The sequence below is a fragment of the Candidatus Methylomirabilota bacterium genome (assembly GCA_035260325.1).
GTDB lineage: Bacteria > Methylomirabilota > Methylomirabilia > Rokubacteriales > CSP1-6 > AR19.
This window is the reverse complement of record DATFVL010000191.1, coordinates 1-17,364: the sequence shown is the minus strand read 5'-3', so window position 1 is coordinate 17,364 and position 17,364 is coordinate 1. Positions and strand designations below refer to the sequence as shown.

Sequence of the window (17,364 nt, the reverse complement as noted above, 5' to 3'; positions counted from 1 at the left end):
AGCATCCCAACCGGTTCCGGAGCGTTCGCTACGAAGACGCGGTCTGCCGCTTGTACTTCCGCTGGAAGCGCTCCACGCGCCCGGCCGTGTCCACGAGCTTTTGCTTCCCCGTGTAGAAGGGGTGGCACTTCGAGCAGATCTCCACCCGGATGTCGGGCCTGGTCGAGCGGGTGTGGACCACCTCGCCGCACGCGCACGTGATCGTCGTGTCCACATAGTCCGGATGAATGCCCACCTTCACGGCACGCCACCTCCTAGGGGAGATCTCAGGATACCAGTGCCTTCGGGAAAAGGCAAAAAATCCGAAGACTTCGGGGTCCGACGCGGCTGCTACCCCATGCTGTGCATGGCGGCGAGGAACTCCTTGTTGCTCTTGGTCTGCTTGAGCTTGTCCAGGAGAAGCTCCATCGCCTCCACCGGGTTCAGCTGGGAGAGCGCCTTCCGGAGCAGCCAGACCTTCTGGAGCTCGTCTTTCTCCAGGAGGAGCTCCTCCTTCCGCGTCCCGGACTGCTCGATGTTGATCGTCGGGAAGATCCGCTTGTCCATGAGGCGCCGGTCGAGGTGGACCTCCATGTTGCCCGTGCCCTTGAACTCCTCGAAGATCACGTCGTCCATGCGGCTGCCCGTGTCCACGATGGCCGTGGCCATGATGGTGAGCGAGCCGCCCTCCTCGATGTTGCGCGCCGTCGCGAAGAACCGGCGCGGGCGCTGCAGGGCGTTGGCGTCGAGACCGCCCGACAGCACCTTGCCGGAGGATGGGATGACGGCGTTGTGCGCCCGCGCGAAGCGCGTCAGCGAGTCGAGCAGGATGACGACGTCGCGCTTGTGCTCAACCAGCCGCTTGGCCTTCTCGATGACCATGTCGGCGACCTGGATGTGGCGCTGCGGCGGCTCGTCGAACGTCGAGGAGATGACCTCGCCCTTCACCGAGCGCTGCATGTCCGTGACCTCTTCGGGCCGCTCGTCGATCAGCAGCACGATCAGATAGACCTCGGGGTGGTTCGTCGCGATCGCGTGGGCGATCGACTGCAGCATCATCGTCTTGCCGGTGCGCGGCGCGGCGACGATCATGCCGCGCTGGCCCTTGCCGATGGGGCAGAGCAGGTCCATCACGCGGGTCGTCAGGTTCTCAGGTTCGTATTCGAGTCGCAGCCGCTCCATCGGGTAGAGCGGCGTGAGGTTGTCGAAGAAGATCTTCTCGCGCGACTGGTCCGGCGTCTCGAAGTTGATCGCCTCGACCTTGAGGAGCGCGAAGTAGCGCTCCGTGTCCTTCGGCGGGCGGACCTGGCCGGCTATGGTATCGCCGGTCCGCAGATCGAAACGCCGTATCTGAGATGGAGAAACGTAGATGTCGTCCGGGCCGGGCAGGTAGTTGTAGTCCGGGGCCCGCAGGAACCCGAAGCCGTCGGGCAGGACCTCGAGGACGCCCTCCGCGAAGATGAGCCCGTCCTTCTCGGCCTGCGACTGGAGGATCTTGAAGATCAGCTCCTGCTTCCTGAGCCCGCCGAGGTTCTGGACGTTCAGGTCGCGGGCGATCTGGTTCAGCTCGGTGATGGTTCGCTCTTTCAGCTCTGACAGGTTCATGCCGTTCGTTTCGGGGTTTTGCGTCGGGCTTCCCTGGCCTCTCTCTCGGCGGGCACTCATCAGCGGGCTCCGGACGCGGCTTTCAGACGCCGCGAGTGAGTTGGTTGCGCTCTAAGAGCAGACTTCCTGCGGGGTTGGAACTCTAACGCTGAGCGTTATCGTCGCACCTTGAGCGCCACTTGTCAATGTTTTTCACAGCCGGACTTCGATGACGGCCCGCTGCCGGAGCTCCTTGAGCCAGGTGTCGAATCGCGCCTCGTACTTCTCGCGGAACAGGATTTCACGGGTCTGGGCCTGGGCCCGGGCGAGCGCCTCGCCCTCGAGGCTCTCCTTCGACTCGAGCCTGAAGATGTGGTAGCCGAGCCCGGACCGGTAGGGTTTCGAGATCTGCCCTGGGGCCAGGCCGAGGATCTGGGCCTCGATGTCCTGGGCCAGCTCGCCCCGCTTGAGCGTGCCCAGGTCACCGCCGTCCTTGGCGGTGGCGTCCTGCGAGTGCTGGCGGGCGAGCTCCGCGAAGTCGGCCCCCTGCTCGATCTGGGTGTGGAGGAGCTCCGCCTTGAGCCGGGCGGTCTCCCACGCCGTGTCCGAGCCGGTCTCTCCGGGAACGATCAGGAGGTGCCGCGCGTGGTAGCCGAGGCCCGTCTCGAGCTTCTGGCGGTTGGCCTCGAGATACTTGCCGATCTCGGCGTCGGTCACGGAGATGCGCGCCGTCACCTTGCGGCGGATGAGGCGGTTGATCCTGAGCCCGTCGCGCATCCGCTTCTTGATGCCCTCCATGGTGAGGCCCTGCGCCTTGATGACCTGCTCGAACTCCTCACGGCTCTTGACGTTGACCTTCTTGATCCGCTCCGTCAGCTCCTCGTCGACCTCCGACTCCTCGACGACGACCTTCTCGCGGTCGGCCTCCTGCAGCTGGAGCCGGTGCTCGATCATGCGCGTCAGGAACTGGTGGATGACCTCGTCCGACGGCGCCGCGGTCTGGCGGTTCTCGTACTTGTAGATGGCGACCAGCTCCTGCAGCTCGGCCAGCGTGATCGCGTCGTTGTTGACCACCGCGATGACGCGGTCCGTGACGCTCTCGTCGCGCGGGCCGACCCGCGGGGGCTCGGCGGCCTTCTCGATCTTCGGAGGCTCGGGCTCCCTGGCGGCGACGGCGGCGGCCGGAGGTTTGGGCTCGTCCTTCTTCTGGCCGAGCCAGGGCACCCACGAGGGCATGGCGCAGCCGCCCAGGGCGAACGCCAGGAGCCCCAGGGCCACGAGCCGCCGGCTCACGGCCGCCCCAGTCCCGCGAGGAGCGCGCGCAGCGAGTCACGAACGCGGGGCCACTCGCCGCGCTCCACGGCCGCCTCGAGCGTGAACTCGCGCTTCATCCTGAGCCGGCCGCGGCTCGCCTGGATCGCGCCGACGAGGCGCTTGGGATCGAGCGGCGTCGCCGGCGAGAACGTGAGGAGCGCCCGCCCGTCCCCAGCCTCCAGCTTCTCGACCCCGAGGGCGCGCGCCGCCGCGCGGATCCGCACGATGTCGACGAGGCGCCCGGCGGACTCGGGCAGCGGGCCGAAGCGGTCGAGGAGCTCGGCCGCGAGCTCGTCGACCTCGGCGTCCGTCGCGGCGCCGGCCAGGCGCTTGTAGAGCGCGAGCCGCTGGTTGACCTCGGGGACATAGTCGTCGGGCAAGTAGCCATCGACCCCCACGCTGATCACGGGCTCCACGTGCGTGACGGCCGGTTCGCCCCTCAATTCTCGCACGGCCTCCGCGAGGAGCTTCGAGTAAAGATCGAATCCGACGGCGGCGATGTGGCCGTGCTGCTGGGCGCCGAGGAGGTTGCCCGCGCCCCGGATCTCGAGGTCGCGCAGGGCGAGCTTGAACCCCGAGCCGAGCTCGGTCAGCTCCTGGAGCGCCCGGAGCCGGCGCTGCGCCTGCTCGTCCACCCGGCCGTCGGCGGGCACGAGCAGGTACGCGTACGCCTGCTGGCGCTCGCGCCCGACGCGCCCCCGGAGCTGGTAGAGCTGCGCCAGGCCGAAGCGGTCGGCGCGGTTGACGACGATCGTGTTCGACGCGGGGATGTCGAGGCCCGACTCGACGATCGCCGTCGAGACCAGCACGTCGGCCTGGCCGGTCACGAACTTCACCATGGTGGCCTCGAGCTCGCGCTCCTTCAGCTGGCCGTGGGCCATGATCACGCGCGCCTCCGGCACGAGCTCCTGGACCAGGCGCACCATCGACGGGAGCGACTGGACGCGGTTGTGCACGAAGAAGACCTGGCCGCCGCGCGCCAGCTCGCGCTCGAGCGCCTCCTTGATGACCGCCTTGCTGAAGCGGCGCACCACGGTCTCGACCGGGAGCCGGTCGAGCGGCGGCGTCTCGATCGTGGACATGTCGCGCGCCCCCGAGAGCGACATGTAGAGCGTTCTCGGAATCGGCGTCGCCGTGAGGGAGAGCACGTCCACCGACGCGCGGAGCTTCTTCACGCGCTCCTTGTGCGCCACGCCGAACCGGTGCTCCTCGTCCACGACCAGGAGGCCGAGGTTCTTGAACTCGACGTCCCGTGACAGCAGGCGATGGGTGCCGATGACGACGTCCACGGTTCCCTGACGGAGCCCCGCGACGATCGCCTTCTGCTCCGCCGGCGACCGGAACCGCGAGAGAAGCTCGACCCGGGCCGGGAACGGCGCGAACCGGTCGGCGAAGGTGGCCCAGTGCTGCTGCGCGAGCACCGTCGTCGGCACGAGCACCGCGACCTGGTGGCCGTCGGCCACCGCCTTGAACGCCGCGCGCAGCGCCACCTCGGTCTTGCCGTAACCGACGTCGCCCGCGACGAGGCGGTCCATCGGCCGGCCCGCCTCCATGTCGCCCTTGACGTCCTCGATCGCGCGGAGCTGGTCCGGCGTCTCCTCGAACCGGAACGCCGTCTCGAACTCCCGCTGCCACGGCGTGTCCGCGGCGAACGCGTGGCCCTCGGCGACGGCACGCTGCGCGTAGAGCCGGAGGAGCTCCTCGGCCATCTCGCGGAGCGCGGCGCGCACCGACTCCTTCACCCGTTGCCACGAGGGACCGCCGAGCCGGTCGAGCCGCACCTGGCCGGCGTCCGCGCCCAGGTACTTGGAGATGAGATCGAGGCGCTCGACGGGGAGGTAGAGCTGGTTGCCCTCGGCGTACTCGAGCAGGAGGAAGTCGCCCTGCCGGTCGCCGATCGTCATCGTCCGGAGCCCGAGGTAGCGCCCGAGGCCGTGGTCCTCGTGGACGACGACGTCGCCGACCGCGAGGTCCGTGAACGCAGTGAGCGCGGCGCCGCGCTGGTACTTCGGGCGCTTGAGCGAGCGCCGGCGCGCGCCGAAGAGGTCGTCCTCGGTGAGGACGATGACGCCGAGTGCGGGGATCGCGAACCCGCTCGCGAGCTCGCCGACGACGATCGTGAGCGGCTCCGGCCCGTCGAGCGTCGTGGCCGAGGCGGCCTCGAGCTGGTGCTCGCGCAGGATCTGGCGCAGGTGCTCCGCCTGGCGCTCGTCGCCGGCGACGAGCCGCGTCCGGAAGCCCTCCGCGCGCCAGTGCTCGAGCTCGGCCTGGAGCCGGTTGAAGCGGCCGCCGAACTGGGGCACGGCCTGCGCGTCGAGCGCCCACTCGCGCGCGCCCGGCGTCGGCCCCGCCGCGGCGCTCGACGCCTCGCCGACGAGCTCCAGCTCCACGCGCCGGCGCCCCTCCAGGCGCTCGCGCAGCGTGCCCGCGCCCGGATCGGTCTCGGTGGGCGCGTCGAGCACGCGCGGCGCGTCCACGACGACGGGCGCGGCGGCCGGCAGGTAGTCGAGGAGGCGCGCCCGCGCGTCGCCGTCGGTCGCGAGCGGCAGGACGAGGAGCTCCCGGAGCGCGCCGGTCGAGCGCTGGGAGGTCGGGTCGAAGAGCCGGATCGACTCGATCGCGTCGCCGAAGAACTCGAGGCGCGCGGGATTCGGCTGGCTCGGCGAGAAGACGTCCACGATCCCGCCCCGGAGGCTCCACTGCCCGACCTCGGCGACCGTGTCCACGCGCTCGTAGCCCCCGCGCTCGAGGGCCTCGACGAGGAGCTCGCGGTCGAGCTCGTCGCCCGCCTCGAGCCTGAGCGCGCGCGCGGCGAAATCGGCCGGCGCCAGGACCTCCGCGTCGAGCGCTCCGGGCGTCGCCACGACGATCAGCGGCTCGCCCGCGGCGAGCCGCCGGCACACGACGGCGCGCTCGGCGTCCGCCTCGCGCTGGCGCCCGCCGCGCCAGAGCCGGGGCTCGCGCTCGGGGAACTCGAGCGCCGGCGCGCCGAAGAACCGGAGGTCCTGGGTGAAGCGGTGGGCGTCGACGACCGACGGGACGAGCACGAGCGCGGTGCGCGGTGGCGTCTGGAGGAGCTCGGCGACGGCGAGCGGGCGGGCGCCGCCGGTGAGGCCGACGACGCGCAGGCAGACGGGTCCCTCGGCGAACGCCTTGGCCAGGTCGTGAAACGCGGGCCAGTCCCTCAACATCTCGGGCCTTCCCGAGCGTACCAGACTACCGGGCGCCTTTCGCGAGGTAGAAGCTCAGCGTCTCCAGCTCGATCGAGAGGTCCACGTGCTTCAGGCGCACGTCGCGGGGCACTTTGATCCGCGCCGGCGCGAAGTTGAGCACCGCCCGGATGCCCGCCGCAACGAGCTCGTCCGTCACGGCCTGCGCGGACTCCGCGGGCACCGCGAGGATGGCGATCTGGATCCCCCGCGCCTTGATCTCGCGCGCCATGTCCCGGCTCGCGACGATCGGGACGCCCTCGACCTCGCGGCCGACCTTCGCGGGGTTGTCGTCGACGACCGCCGCGACCCTGAATCCCCGGCGCGCGAACCCCTTGTAGTGGAAGAGCGCCGAGCCGAGGTTGCCGAAGCCGGCGAGCACGACCGGCCACTCGCGGTCGAGCCCGAGGATCCGCTGGAGCTCGGCCTTCAGACCCGCGACGTAGTAGCCGATGCCGCGGACGCCGAACTCGCCGAAGTAGGCGAGGTCCTTCCGAACCTGCGCCGAGTTGAGGTCGAAGCGCTCGGCGAGCTCCTGCGAGGAGACCGTCTTGACGCCATCCTCCTCGAGCTGGAGCAGGCAGCGCGTGTAGACCGAGAGACGGCGGATCGTCATCTCGGGGATCTTCGTGAACCGATGACCGGAGCGCGGCGTCATGGCACGCGCCCGCCGGGGAGGGCGCCCCGGCGGGCTCTGCCTCCCTCGGTGACTACTTGATCGGCTGCACGAACAACAGAATGATGCCGATGACCAGCATGTAGATCGCGAGCGACTCGATCAGGGCCAGACCGATGATCATCGCGGTCTGGATGGGCGCCGCCGCGCCCGGTTGCCGGCCCATCGCCTCCACGGCCGCCGCGACCGCCCTGCCCTGCCCGAGCCCGCAGAGGCCGGACGCGATCGCCATCCCCAGGCCCGCCGCGATGACCGAGAAGGGCCCGATCCACCCCCCGCCGGCGCCCTCGGCCGCGAGCGCCACCCCCGGAACCCCCAGCACCGCCGTTGCCGCGAGAATCAGTGAACGTCGCACGAACCCCTCCTGTCTCTCGTGTGGTCTGCTAGTGGTGCTCCGAACCGTGCCCCGCACCGTGGCCCTCGAGCGCCCCCGAGATGTACAGCATCGTCAGCATCACGAAGATGAACGCCTGGAGGAACGACACCAGGAGCTTCAGTGGATAGATGAACCCGATGGTGAAGGCGGCCAGCAGCACGCCGCCGAGGCCGCCGAGGACGACGCCCGCGAGGCTGCCCGAGAGCGCCCAGCCGATGAGTCCGTCCAGGCCCATCAGGAAGAACATGATGGCGAGCAGGATGTGCCCGCCCAGCATGTTGCCGAAGAGTCGCAGCGTCAGCGACAGCGGCCGGGCGAGGTGACTGATCATCTCGATCACGAACATCGGTCCCTTGAGCCACCACGGCACCGGTCCCATGAAGTGCTTGAGGTAGGTGAGCGGGCCGTGCTTTCGGATGCCGATGTAGTGGTAGGCGCAGAACACGACCACCGCGCAGGCGGCGGTCGTGTTGAGGTTCGCCGTGGGGCCCGCGAAGCCGGGGACGAGGCCGAGGAGGTTGCCCGCGAGGATGAACAGGCCGAGCGTCGCGATCAGCGGCAGGTAGGGCCGGCCGGCGGGCCCGATGACGTCGTCGATCAGCGCCTGGAACTGCAGGAGGACCAGCTCGACGACGTTCTGCGCACCGCGGGGCACGAGCTCGACCCGGCGTGACACGACGAACGCGATCGCCGTCAGGACGATCATGAGCAACCAGGTGTAGGTCACCTGATCCGGGATGTAGCCCGGCCCGAAGATGGCCGGCAGCCGGAAGATCGGCGGATGCTCGATGATCTCCACGCTCAGCGCTCCCCGCCCGCGTCGCGCAGCCCCTCGACGATCACCGCGCAGGGCAGCACCGCGAGCCCCGCCAGCAGGGCGACCGGGTGCGCCCACTCGAGCCCGAGCAGCACGGCAGACGCCGCGGCGAGCGCGGCGAGGCGGATGCCGGCGCCGATCGCCCACGCGCCGCGGGCGTCACCAGCGGTGACGGCGAGGGCGCGCGTGGCGAGCCAGCGGAAGTTCAGGAGAGCGAGCGCGCCGCCGGCGAGGACGCCGAGCGCGGCCGCGGCGCCCGCGAGCCAGGCGGCCGGCGCCGCGAGCGCCAGCGCGAGCGCGCACGCGTCCGCCGTCACCCGCGAGGTCAGCCTACCTGGGCTCATCGCGCTCCCGTTCCGCGCGCTTGACCGACCGAAAGAGGTTCACGAAACCCGCGGCGATCCCGAAGCCGAGGCCGACCAGCGTGAGCCAGGGCTTAGTGCCAAGCCACCGATCCCCGTAGTAGCCGCCTGCCAGACCGATGACGGTTGCCAGGACCAGCGTCAAGCCGATCGAGGACAGATCGCCGAGCGCTTTCCAGGTGCTCTTTTCCCCGGTCGGCGCCATGTGAAGACGGACACTAGCATAACGGGCGGGATCGTACAAGCGACCGCAAGTCGTTGATTTGGTGGGGGCTCGCGTGACCGCCGCCGGTCGCACGATCTAGCCGAACATTCCCCCCATGCGCGCTCCCGCGACGCGGTTGATCAGCACCAGGCTCACCGCGGCGACGACGATGAGGATGACGCCGAGCGCGGCGGCCTCGTTCGCGCTCCCCGCGATGTAGAAGGCGAAGGTCCCGACCGTGATCGTCTCCCACCCGCCGAGCGAGAGGAAGAGCACGGCCGACGCCTCCTGGAGCGACGTCATGAACGAGAAGAGCGATCCGACGAGCACGCCGCGCCAGATGAGCGGCAGCGTCACGTCCCGGAACGAGCGGACGCCCGTGGCGCCGACGCTCGCCGCGGCCTCCTCCATGGAGCGGTGCACGAGCAGCAGCGACGCGTACGCGCCGCGGACCGTGTACGGGAGCCGCCGGATCGCGAGGACGAGCGGCAGCACGATCCAGTAGCTCGTGAGGCCGTGGTGGAGCCACGGCAGATCGAAGTGGAACGCGCGCACGTAGGCGATGCCGATCGCGGTGCCCGGGACCGCCAGGATGAGCGTGTTGAGACCGTCGAGCACGTCGCGGCCGGGGAGGCGCGTGCGCGCGAGGATCCACGCGATCGGCACCCCCACGGCGATGCAGAGGGCGACGGCGAGGGCCGAGTAGAGGAGGCTGTTGACCACGTACTTCGGCGTCTCGACGATGACGCGCTCGAAGTACTGGAGGGTGTAGCGCACGGGGAACGGCGTGAGGGACCAGCCCTTCCCCACCGAGGCCAGCGCGAGCCCGAGGTAGGGGACGAACGACAGCAGCATGAGCAGCGTCAGGAACGCGACCGCCGCCGCCTGGCGGAGCGGGGAGAGCCGCACGCGCGCGAGCCGCGAATACGAAAGCGAGGAGTAGTCCTTGATCGCCACGTACCGGCGCGCCGCGACGAGGAACACGACCGCCAGCGCCACCATGAGCGCGGAGATCACGATCCCCATCCGGAAGATGCGGCGGTCCACGAACTGCACGATGTTCAGGTACGCCTGCGCGGCGAGGAGGTCGTGCACGCCGAGCACGAGCGGGGTCGCGAAGTCGGAGAAGGTCCAGATGAAGACGAGCAGCGCGCCCGCCACGTACCCCGGCGTCGTCAGCGGCAGCGTGATCGTGCGCCACTTGGCGAAGCCGCGCGCGCCGACGCTCTCCGCGGCCTCCTCGAGCGCGGGGTCGAGCTTCGCGAGGGCGTCCACCACGTTGAGCGTGATCATCGGGAAGAGGTGGAGCGTCTCGACGAGCAGCACGCCGTGGATGCCGTAGACGAAGTTGATCGGCGTCGCCAGGCCGAACCAGTCCTCGAGCAGCACGTTCACCGTCCCCGCCCGCCCCATGATGAAGGTGAAGCCCAGCACGCCCACGAGCGGGGGCGAGATGATGGGGATCAGCGTGAGATAGCCGAAGAGGTTCCGGCCGACGAACTCGTATCGCACCAGCAGGAAGGCGACCGCGAAGCCGACGAGCGAGGTCGCCGCGACCGTCCCGAGCCCGAGGACGAGCGAGTTCACGAGCGACCGGAAGTAGAACGGGTCGCGCGCGAACTCGACGAAGTTCGCGAGCGTGAGACGCCCGGCCTCGTCGCTGAAGGCGTCGTAGAGGATCCGCAGCAGCGGGTAGACGAGGAAGAGCAGCAGGAAGAGCCAGATCGCGGCGACGCCGAGCGCCGGCGGGAGCGCCCGGGGGATCGCCCTCATTCGTCCGGCAGCGTGAGCGCGGCCGACGCGGGGAACGTGACGCGCACCCTCGCCCCCGAGGGCAGGACCTCGTGGTGCCACGGGTCGCCGATGTCCACCTTCAGGACGACCCCGCCGCGCACCTCGACCTCGTAGCGCAGCGTGCTGCCGAGGTACGAGGAGATGACCACGCGCCCGTCGAAGACGTTCTCGTGGCCGGCGCCCAGCGCGACGTTCTCGGGGCGCACGGCGAGGACGCAGCGCTCGCCCGGCGCGACGCGGGGGCTCGGGCGGCACCGCACCGGGCCGATCGCCGTCTCGGCCGCGGCCACGCCGTCCGTCAGCCCGCGGCAGACGCCGGCGATGAGGTTGTTCGTGCCGACGAAGTCGGCGACGAACCGGTCCGCCGGCCGCTCGTACAGCGTCTTGGGCGGCGCGAGCTGCAGCACCTTGCCGTCGCGCATGACCGCGACGCGGTCGGACAGCGAGAGCGCCTCCTCCTGGTCGTGGGTGACGTAGACCGTGGTGATCCGGAGCTCCTGCTGGAGCCTCCGGATCTCGGCCCGCACCTGGATGCGGATCTTCGCGTCGAGGTTCGACAGGGGCTCGTCGAGGAGCAGGATGTCGGGGTTGAGCACGAGCGCCCGCGCGAGGGCGACGCGCTGCTGCTGGCCGCCGGAGAGCTGGCCCGGGTAGCGCTCCTCGAGCCCCGCGAGGTTCACCTTCGCGAGGCCCTCCTGGACACGCCGGGCGACCGCCGCGGCGTCGAGCTTCCGGAGCCGGAGCCCGTAGCCGACGTTCGCCTTCACGGTCATGTGCGGCCAGAGGGCGTAGTTCTGGAAGACCATCCCGATGTTCCGCTCGTAGGGCCGGAGCCCGTCCACGCGCCGCTCGCCGAACCAGACCTCGCCGGCGTCCGGTGCCCCGAACCCCGCGATCAGCCGGAGGAGCGTCGTCTTGCCGCAGCCCGACGGCCCGAGCAGCGTGAAGAGCTCGCCGTCGCCGATGTCGAGGGTCACCCGGTCCACGGCGGTGACGCGGCCGAACGCCTTGCTGACCCCCCGGAGCAGGATCTTCATCGCGCGCGGCCGGCGCTCAGGGCTTCTTCCAGACCGTCTCGATCTCCGAGCGGAACCTCGTCTTGAGCGCGTCGGCGCGCTTCTGGGCGACCGCCTCGTCGTAGACGTTGGCGACGTCGCGGTCGAAGTAGCTGCGCACGCCGCCGGTGAACTCCACCGCCATCTCGGCCGTCGAGCCCGGTGCCCCCTGGACCTTGTACTTGGGCGTGATCGGGAAGAGGCCGCGCTCCATGAAGACCCTCTGGCCGCGCTCGGTCAGGAGGAACTCGATGAAGGCGCGCGCCGCCTTCGGGTTGCGCGCGCCGGCGAGGATCGCCATCGGCTCGGGCGTGACGAACGCGTTCTTCGGCGCGACGAACTTGATGTCGAAGCCCGCGAGCTTCTCCTCGAACGCCATGTAGGACGGCACGGCGAAGCCGGCGGTGTACTCGCCCTTGGCGACGACCGTCGGCACGTCGCGGCTGCGCGCGGTGAAGTGCCCCGTGTTCCCGGCGAGCTTCTTGAGCCAGTCCCAGCCCCTGTCCTCGCCGTACATCGACAGGATCACCTCGTAGGTCGCGTTGGAGGACGACGAGCGCGTCGGCGCGCACTGCGCGACCTCGCCCCGGAGCTTCGGATTCAGGAGGTCGTCCCACTCCTTCGGCTCCGCGATGCCCAGGCGCTGGATCTTCTTCGGGTGGTAGACGAGCCCGTAGGGCTCGAGCGCGGTGCCGATCCAGAAGCCGTCCCGGTCCTTGAGAGGGATCGGCTTCGGCCTGCCGATGGAGGCGGGGATCGACTCCCAGAGCTCCTTTGCGATCTCGACCTTCTGGAGGAGCTTCTGCTCGGCGAGCTTCTCGAAGAGCGCGGACTCGCCGCCCCAGAAGATGTCCACCTCGGGCCGGCCCTTCCACTCGACGATGCGGCCGTAGGCGACGGGCGTGCCGGCCGGGATCGCGCTCACCTTGACCGTGACGCCCCACTTCTCCTTGGCGTAATCGGCGAACGCCTTGAGCGCCGCGTCGTGGATGAACTTCGACACGGGCGTGATCAGCGCGAGCTCGCTCTCGATCGGCGGCTCCCCCGAGGCGCCCGCCGCGAGGGCGACCAGCACGGCCGTGAGGGCCAGAACTCCGAGTCGTCTCATCGTCATCTCCTCATTGAGGGTCGTCGCGCGCCCACCCGCGGGCCCGCTCGACGGCCCGCCGCCACCCCTCGACCCGGGCCCGGCGCGCGCCCGCGTCGAGCACCGGCGCGAAGCGCCGCTCGAGCGTCCAGCGGCCCGCGAGCTCGTCGAGCGAGCGCCACAGGCCGGCGCCGAGGCCCGCGAGGTACGCGGCGCCCAGCGCCGTCGTCTCGATCACGCCGGGTCGCAGCACCGTAACGTCCATCACGTCCGCCTGGAACTGGCAGAGGAAATCGTTCGCGGCCGCGCCGCCGTCCACGCGGAGCTCGCGGACCGCGATTCCCGCGTCGGCCGCCATGGCCACCAGCACGTCGCGGCTCTGGAACGCGATCGCCTCGAGCGCGGCGCGCGCGAGGTGCGCGCCGGTCGTCCCGCGCGTCAGGCCGACGAGCGCGCCGCGCGCGTACATGTCCCACCAGGGCGCGCCGAGCCCGACGAAGGCGGGCACGAAGTAGACGCCGCCCGTGTCGGGCACCGAGCGCGCCAGCGCCTCGCTCTCCGACGCGTCCTTCAGAATTCCGAGGCCGTCGCGCAGCCACTGGATCGCCGCGCCCGCGACGAACACGCTGCCCTCGAGAGCATACGTCGTCTCGGCCCCGATGCGCCACGCGATGGTCGTGACGAGCCCGTGCTTCGAGGCCACGGGCGTGGGGCCGGTGTTGAGCAGCAGGAAGCAGCCCGTCCCGTACGTGTTCTTCGCGGTGCCGGGCGCGTAGCAGGCCTGGCCGAAGAGCGCCGCCTGCTGGTCGCCCGCGATCCCGGTGACGGGCACGCCGCGCGGCAGCCAGCCGAGGGCCACGGTCTCGCCCAGCGCACCCGACGACGGGCCGACCGCCGGGAGCACCGCGCGCGGGACGCCGAGGACCGCGAGCAGCTCGTCGTCCCAGTCACCGGTGCGGAGGTTCAGGCAGAGCGTGCGCGACGCGTTGCTCGCGTCGGTCGCGTGCACGCGGCCGCCGGTGAGCTTCCAGAGGAGCCAGGAATCGACGGTGCCGAAGGCGAGCTCGCCGCGCTCCGCGCGCGCGCGCGCGCCCGCGACCTCGTCGAGGAGCCACCGGATCTTCGTCCCGGAGAAGTAGGCGTCGAGGACGAGCCCGGTCCGCTCGCGGACGAGCGGCTCGAGGCCGTCGGCGCGCAGGCGCTCGCAGAACGGCGCCGTCCGGCGGCACTGCCAGACGATCGCGCGGTGGACCGGCGTCCCGGTCGCGCGCTCCCACAGGATCGTCGTCTCACGCTGGTTCGTGATCCCGACGGCGGCGACCTCGCTCCCGGCGACGCGCGCGGACGCGAGCGCCTGCGCCGCCGCGTGCTCGACGCTCGCCCAGATCTCGCCGGGATCGTGCTCGACCCAGCCGGGCCTGGGGAAGTACTGGGGGAGCTCCGCGTAGCCACGCGCGCGCACCCGCCCGTCGGCGTCCACGACGAGCGCGGTCGAGCCCGTCGTCCCCTGGTCGAGCGCCAGGACATACCGCGTGGTCATCGACCCCTCACCGGCCCAGGAGGCGCAGCGCGAGATCGGGGCGATCGGTGATCACCACGTCCACGCCGACGGCGATCATCCGGCGGAGGTCGCCCTCCTCGTTGACGGTCCAGGCGGCGACGCGAACGCCGGCCCTGCGCGCCTCGGCGATCACCGCGGCGTCGATCAGCCGGTGATCCATGCCGAGGTCGGTCGCGCCGAGCTCCTTCACCCAGCGCACCGCCTCGCGCGGCGCGGCGCGCTCGCGCTCGACGCGCGCGCGGCTCACGAGGAGCATCGTGCGCAGACCCGGCTCGAGCGCCAGGAGGCGCCGGATCGTGGCCGGCTCGAACGCCTGCACGGTCGTGCGCCCGAGCATGCCGCGCGACCGGAGGAGCCCGAGGACCTTCTCCTCCATGCCCGCGTACGGCCGCCGGTCGGGGCCCACCTTGATCTCGGGCAGGATCTCGACGGCGGCCGGCGCGGCGAGGTCGAGGAGCTCGGCGAGCGTGGGGACCGGCTCGTCGGTGACGCTCCCGTCCCGCGCGCGGATCCGCGCGGGGGCGAGCTCGGCCACGGTCAGGTCGCGCACCGCGCCCTTGGCCGTCGTCGTGCGGTCGAGGGTGGCGTCGTGGAGCACGACGAGCTCGCCGTCGCGCGTCAGGTGGAGGTCGAACTCGAGGAGGTCGACGCCCAGGCCGAGGGCCTGCCGGAAGGCGAGCAGGCTGGCCTCGGGCCAGAGGCCCGCGCCGCCGCGGTGCGCGGCGACCTTTACGGCCGGACCCGCCGCGCGGCCCTCGCCGGCCGGCGCGAGCACGAGGCCGAGGAGGAGCAGCGCGAGCGCCCGCGTCACGGCGCGCGCCGTACCGCCCGCAGCGCGAGGTCGGGGCGGTCGGACGTCAGCACGTCCACGCCCAGGTCGGCGAGCCTCCGCATGGCGGGCTCGTCGTTGACCGTCCAGACACCGAGGCGGACGCCCGCCCGGCGCGCCGCCCTCACGACGGCCTCGTTCACGAGCGTGTGCTGGAGGCCCACGTCGGTCGCGCCGGCGGCGACGGCCCAGTCGATCGTCTCCTCGGGCCCCGCGTCCGCCTGCGCCGCGTGGTGCGCGGCGACGAGGAGCGCCGTCCGCTGGCCCGGCAGCCGCGCGCGGACGCGCGCGAGGACGTCGGGGTTGAACGCCATGAGCGTGGCGCGCTCGAGGAGCCCCGCGCGGCCGAGGGCCGAGAGCACCCGGTCCTCGAGGCCCTCGTAGCAGGGACCGGGCGCGGCCACCGCCCGGCCGCCCACCCGCTCCCAGCGCACGCCGAACCCGGGCGCCGGGCCCTTGACCTCGACCAGGAGCGCCACGGGGGACGGCGCCACGACCGCGAGCACGTCCTCGAGCCGCGGCACGCGCTCGTCGGTGAGGCCGCCGTCGGCCTCTCGGAGCCTGAGCCGCCGGAGATCGGCGGCCTTCATCGATGCGACCGGGCCCGTGCCCTCGGACGTCCGGTCGAGCGTCGCGTCGTGGATGACCGCGACCTCGCCGTCGGCCGTCGCGTGCACGTCGAACTCGACGAAATCGCAGCCGAGCGCCTGCGCCTGCCGGAAGGCGAGCAGGCTGTTCTCCGGCCAGAGCAGGGCGCCGCCGCGATGCGCCGCGACCCGGGTCATTTCTCGGTCTCGATGAGCCCCTTCACGAACCAGCGTTGCATGAAGAGGATGACGGCCACCGGCGGGAGCAGCGCCATCATCGCGGCGGCCATCATGACGTTCCACTCGGGCACGTGCGTGCCCGTGCGCGGGATGAGGTCCTGGAGGCCGATCACGACGACGCGCATCGCCTCGGTGTTGGTGATCATGAGCGGCCAGAGGTACTGGTTCCAGCCGTAGATGAACAGGACGACGAAGAGCGCGGCGATGTTCGCCCAGGAGAGCGGCAGGAGGAACGACGTGAGGAAGCGCAGCGGCCCGACGCCGTCGAGCTGCGCCGCCTCCACCAGCTCGTTGGGGACCGTCAGGTAGAACTGGCGGAAGAGGAACGTCGCCGTCGCCGAGGCCATCAGCGGGACCGTGAGCCCCGCGTAGCTGTCGAGCCAGCCGAGGTCGCCGATGACCTCGTAGGTCGACATGATCCGGACCTCGACGGGCAGCATGAGCGTGACGAAGATCAACCAGAACGCCACGGACTTGCCGCGGAAGTTGAAGTAGACGATCGCGAAGGCCGACAGCATCGAGATCGCGATCTTGCCGACCGCCGAGACGACGGCGACGACGGCGCTGTTCCAGAGGAGGCGGGCCATGTGGGAGCGGTGCCACGCGTCCGCGTAGTTCCGGAGCATGTTCGTCGAGGGCCGGAGCACCGGCGGGCGCGCGATGACTTCGTCGAGCGTCTGGGTCGAGATTACGAAGGCGTAGTAGATCGGGAACGCGATGACCGCGACGCAGAGGAGGAGCAGCGCGTGGACCACGAGCGATCCCCAGGGGATCGGCGAGCGGCGCCGCTGCCACTCGGCCACCCCGCCGAGCGTCTCGACGCGTGCCGGCGCCGCGATCGCCCCGCCCGTCGCCATCAGTAGGTCACCCGCCGCTCGACGAAGCGGAACTGGAGCGCCGTCAGCCCGATCACGACCGCCATCAGGACGACCGACTGGGCCGCGGACGACCCGAGGTTCAGCCCGATGAACCCGTCCTTGTACACCTTGAAGACCATGATGTCGGTCGCGCCCCCTGGGCCGCCCTGCGTGACCGCGTGGATCACACCGAAGGAGCCGAAGAAGGCGAAGATCAGGTTGACGACGAGCAGGTAGAAGGTGATCGGCGACAGCAGCGGGAAGATGATGGACCGGAAGCGCCGGATCCCGCCCGCCCCGTCCACGCTGGCGGCTTCCAGCACGGAGGTCGGGATCGCGAGGAGCCCCGCCAGGAAGAAGGCGATGTTGTAGCCGACGTGGGTCCAGGCCGTCGCGACGATCACGAGGGCCATCGCGACCCACCCCTTGAGCAGCCAGTTGAACTCGTACGCGGTCACGAACGACATCCAGTACGGGAGCACGCCGTACGAGGGGTGGAAGATGAAGAGGAAGATGATGCCGGCGATCGGCAGCGCGATGCCGTACGGCCAGAGGACGGCCGTGCGGTACGCGGCGAGCCCGCGGATCTTCTGGGTCGCGAGCGCGGCGACGAACAGGCCCGTCCCGAGGGCGATCGCGGTCACGCCGAAGGCGAACACGAAGCTGTTCAGGATCGACCGGTAGTAGTCCGGGTCGGCGAAGAGCTTCACGAAGTTCTCGAGACCGACGAAGAAGCGCCTGTCGCCGAACGGCGAGGTGCGGAACAAGGACAGGCGCACCGACTCGAAGGCGGGCCAGAAGAAGAACACGGCGGTCACCGCCAGCTGCGGCA

The 17,364-nt window shown here is 70.9% G+C and carries 17 protein-coding genes; all 17 read right to left on the bottom strand.

Features of this window, described 5'->3' with window-relative positions; translation table 11 throughout:
- Positions 1 to 28: 28 nt before the first annotated feature.
- On the bottom strand, positions 29 to 241 hold the full coding sequence (gene rpmE, locus VKG64_12585; protein ID HKB25877.1) for a 50S ribosomal protein L31: 213 nt from the start codon (positions 239 to 241) through the stop codon (positions 29 to 31).
- An 89-nt stretch (positions 242 to 330) separates the two neighbouring features.
- On the bottom strand, positions 331 to 1,644 hold the full coding sequence (gene rho / locus VKG64_12580; GenBank protein HKB25876.1) for a transcription termination factor Rho: 1,314 nt from the start codon (positions 1,642 to 1,644) through the stop codon (positions 331 to 333).
- 132 nt (positions 1,645 to 1,776) lie between these two features.
- Positions 1,777 to 2,856 (bottom strand): peptidylprolyl isomerase, encoded by a 1,080-nt coding sequence (locus VKG64_12575; GenBank protein ID HKB25875.1) that lies wholly within the window; start codon positions 2,854 to 2,856, stop codon positions 1,777 to 1,779.
- Positions 2,853 to 6,068 (bottom strand): transcription-repair coupling factor, encoded by a 3,216-nt coding sequence (mfd, locus tag VKG64_12570; protein ID HKB25874.1) that lies wholly within the window; start codon positions 6,066 to 6,068, stop codon positions 2,853 to 2,855. The genes VKG64_12575 and mfd overlap by 4 nt, the downstream gene beginning before the upstream one ends.
- 25 nt (positions 6,069 to 6,093) lie before the next feature.
- Positions 6,094 to 6,744, bottom strand: coding sequence for a redox-sensing transcriptional repressor Rex (locus tag VKG64_12565; protein ID HKB25873.1), 651 nt, complete (start codon positions 6,742 to 6,744; stop codon positions 6,094 to 6,096).
- 52 nt (positions 6,745 to 6,796) lie between these two features.
- Positions 6,797 to 7,117 (bottom strand): ATP synthase F0 subunit C, encoded by a 321-nt coding sequence (locus tag VKG64_12560; protein HKB25872.1) that lies wholly within the window; start codon positions 7,115 to 7,117, stop codon positions 6,797 to 6,799.
- 28 nt (positions 7,118 to 7,145) lie between these two features.
- Positions 7,146 to 7,937 (bottom strand): F0F1 ATP synthase subunit A, encoded by a 792-nt coding sequence (atpB, locus tag VKG64_12555; GenBank protein ID HKB25871.1) that lies wholly within the window; start codon positions 7,935 to 7,937, stop codon positions 7,146 to 7,148.
- Positions 7,938 to 7,939: 2 nt separating this feature from the next.
- Positions 7,940 to 8,299, bottom strand: coding sequence for an ATP synthase subunit I (locus VKG64_12550; GenBank protein ID HKB25870.1), 360 nt, complete (start codon positions 8,297 to 8,299; stop codon positions 7,940 to 7,942).
- Positions 8,286 to 8,522: an AtpZ/AtpI family protein gene (locus VKG64_12545; protein ID HKB25869.1), complete on the bottom strand. Its 237-nt coding sequence runs from the start codon at positions 8,520 to 8,522 to the stop codon at positions 8,286 to 8,288. Before VKG64_12545 ends, VKG64_12550 begins: the two co-directional genes overlap by 14 nt.
- 96 nt (positions 8,523 to 8,618) lie before the next feature.
- A complete protein-coding gene (locus VKG64_12540; protein HKB25868.1) occupies positions 8,619 to 10,295 on the bottom strand; it encodes an iron ABC transporter permease in 1,677 nt (558 codons plus the stop codon).
- Positions 10,292 to 11,353: an ABC transporter ATP-binding protein gene (locus VKG64_12535; GenBank protein HKB25867.1), complete on the bottom strand. Its 1,062-nt coding sequence runs from the start codon at positions 11,351 to 11,353 to the stop codon at positions 10,292 to 10,294. The genes VKG64_12540 and VKG64_12535 overlap by 4 nt, the downstream gene beginning before the upstream one ends.
- Before the next feature lie 16 nt (positions 11,354 to 11,369).
- Entirely contained in the window at positions 11,370 to 12,479 is a 1,110-nt protein-coding gene (locus tag VKG64_12530) for an extracellular solute-binding protein (GenBank protein HKB25866.1), read from the bottom strand.
- 10 nt (positions 12,480 to 12,489) lie between these two features.
- The gene (gene glpK, locus VKG64_12525) at positions 12,490 to 13,998 is read right to left on the bottom strand and encodes a glycerol kinase GlpK (protein HKB25865.1); all 1,509 of its coding nucleotides are present in this window, start codon (positions 13,996 to 13,998) and stop codon (positions 12,490 to 12,492) included.
- A gap of 7 nt (positions 13,999 to 14,005) precedes the next feature.
- The gene (locus VKG64_12520) at positions 14,006 to 14,830 is read right to left on the bottom strand and encodes a glycerophosphodiester phosphodiesterase family protein (protein ID HKB25864.1); all 825 of its coding nucleotides are present in this window, start codon (positions 14,828 to 14,830) and stop codon (positions 14,006 to 14,008) included.
- Positions 14,827 to 15,633, bottom strand: a complete 807-nt coding sequence (locus VKG64_12515; GenBank protein ID HKB25863.1) for a glycerophosphodiester phosphodiesterase family protein — start codon at positions 15,631 to 15,633, stop codon at positions 14,827 to 14,829. Before VKG64_12515 ends, VKG64_12520 begins: the two co-directional genes overlap by 4 nt.
- A complete protein-coding gene (gene ugpE, locus VKG64_12510) occupies positions 15,630 to 16,532 on the bottom strand; it encodes a sn-glycerol-3-phosphate ABC transporter permease UgpE (protein ID HKB25862.1) in 903 nt (300 codons plus the stop codon). The genes VKG64_12515 and ugpE overlap by 4 nt, the downstream gene beginning before the upstream one ends.
- Positions 16,532 to 17,364 (bottom strand): ABC transporter permease subunit (locus VKG64_12505; protein ID HKB25861.1); only part of this gene is annotated, 833 nt, incomplete at its 5' end. The genes ugpE and VKG64_12505, both read right to left, overlap by 1 nt.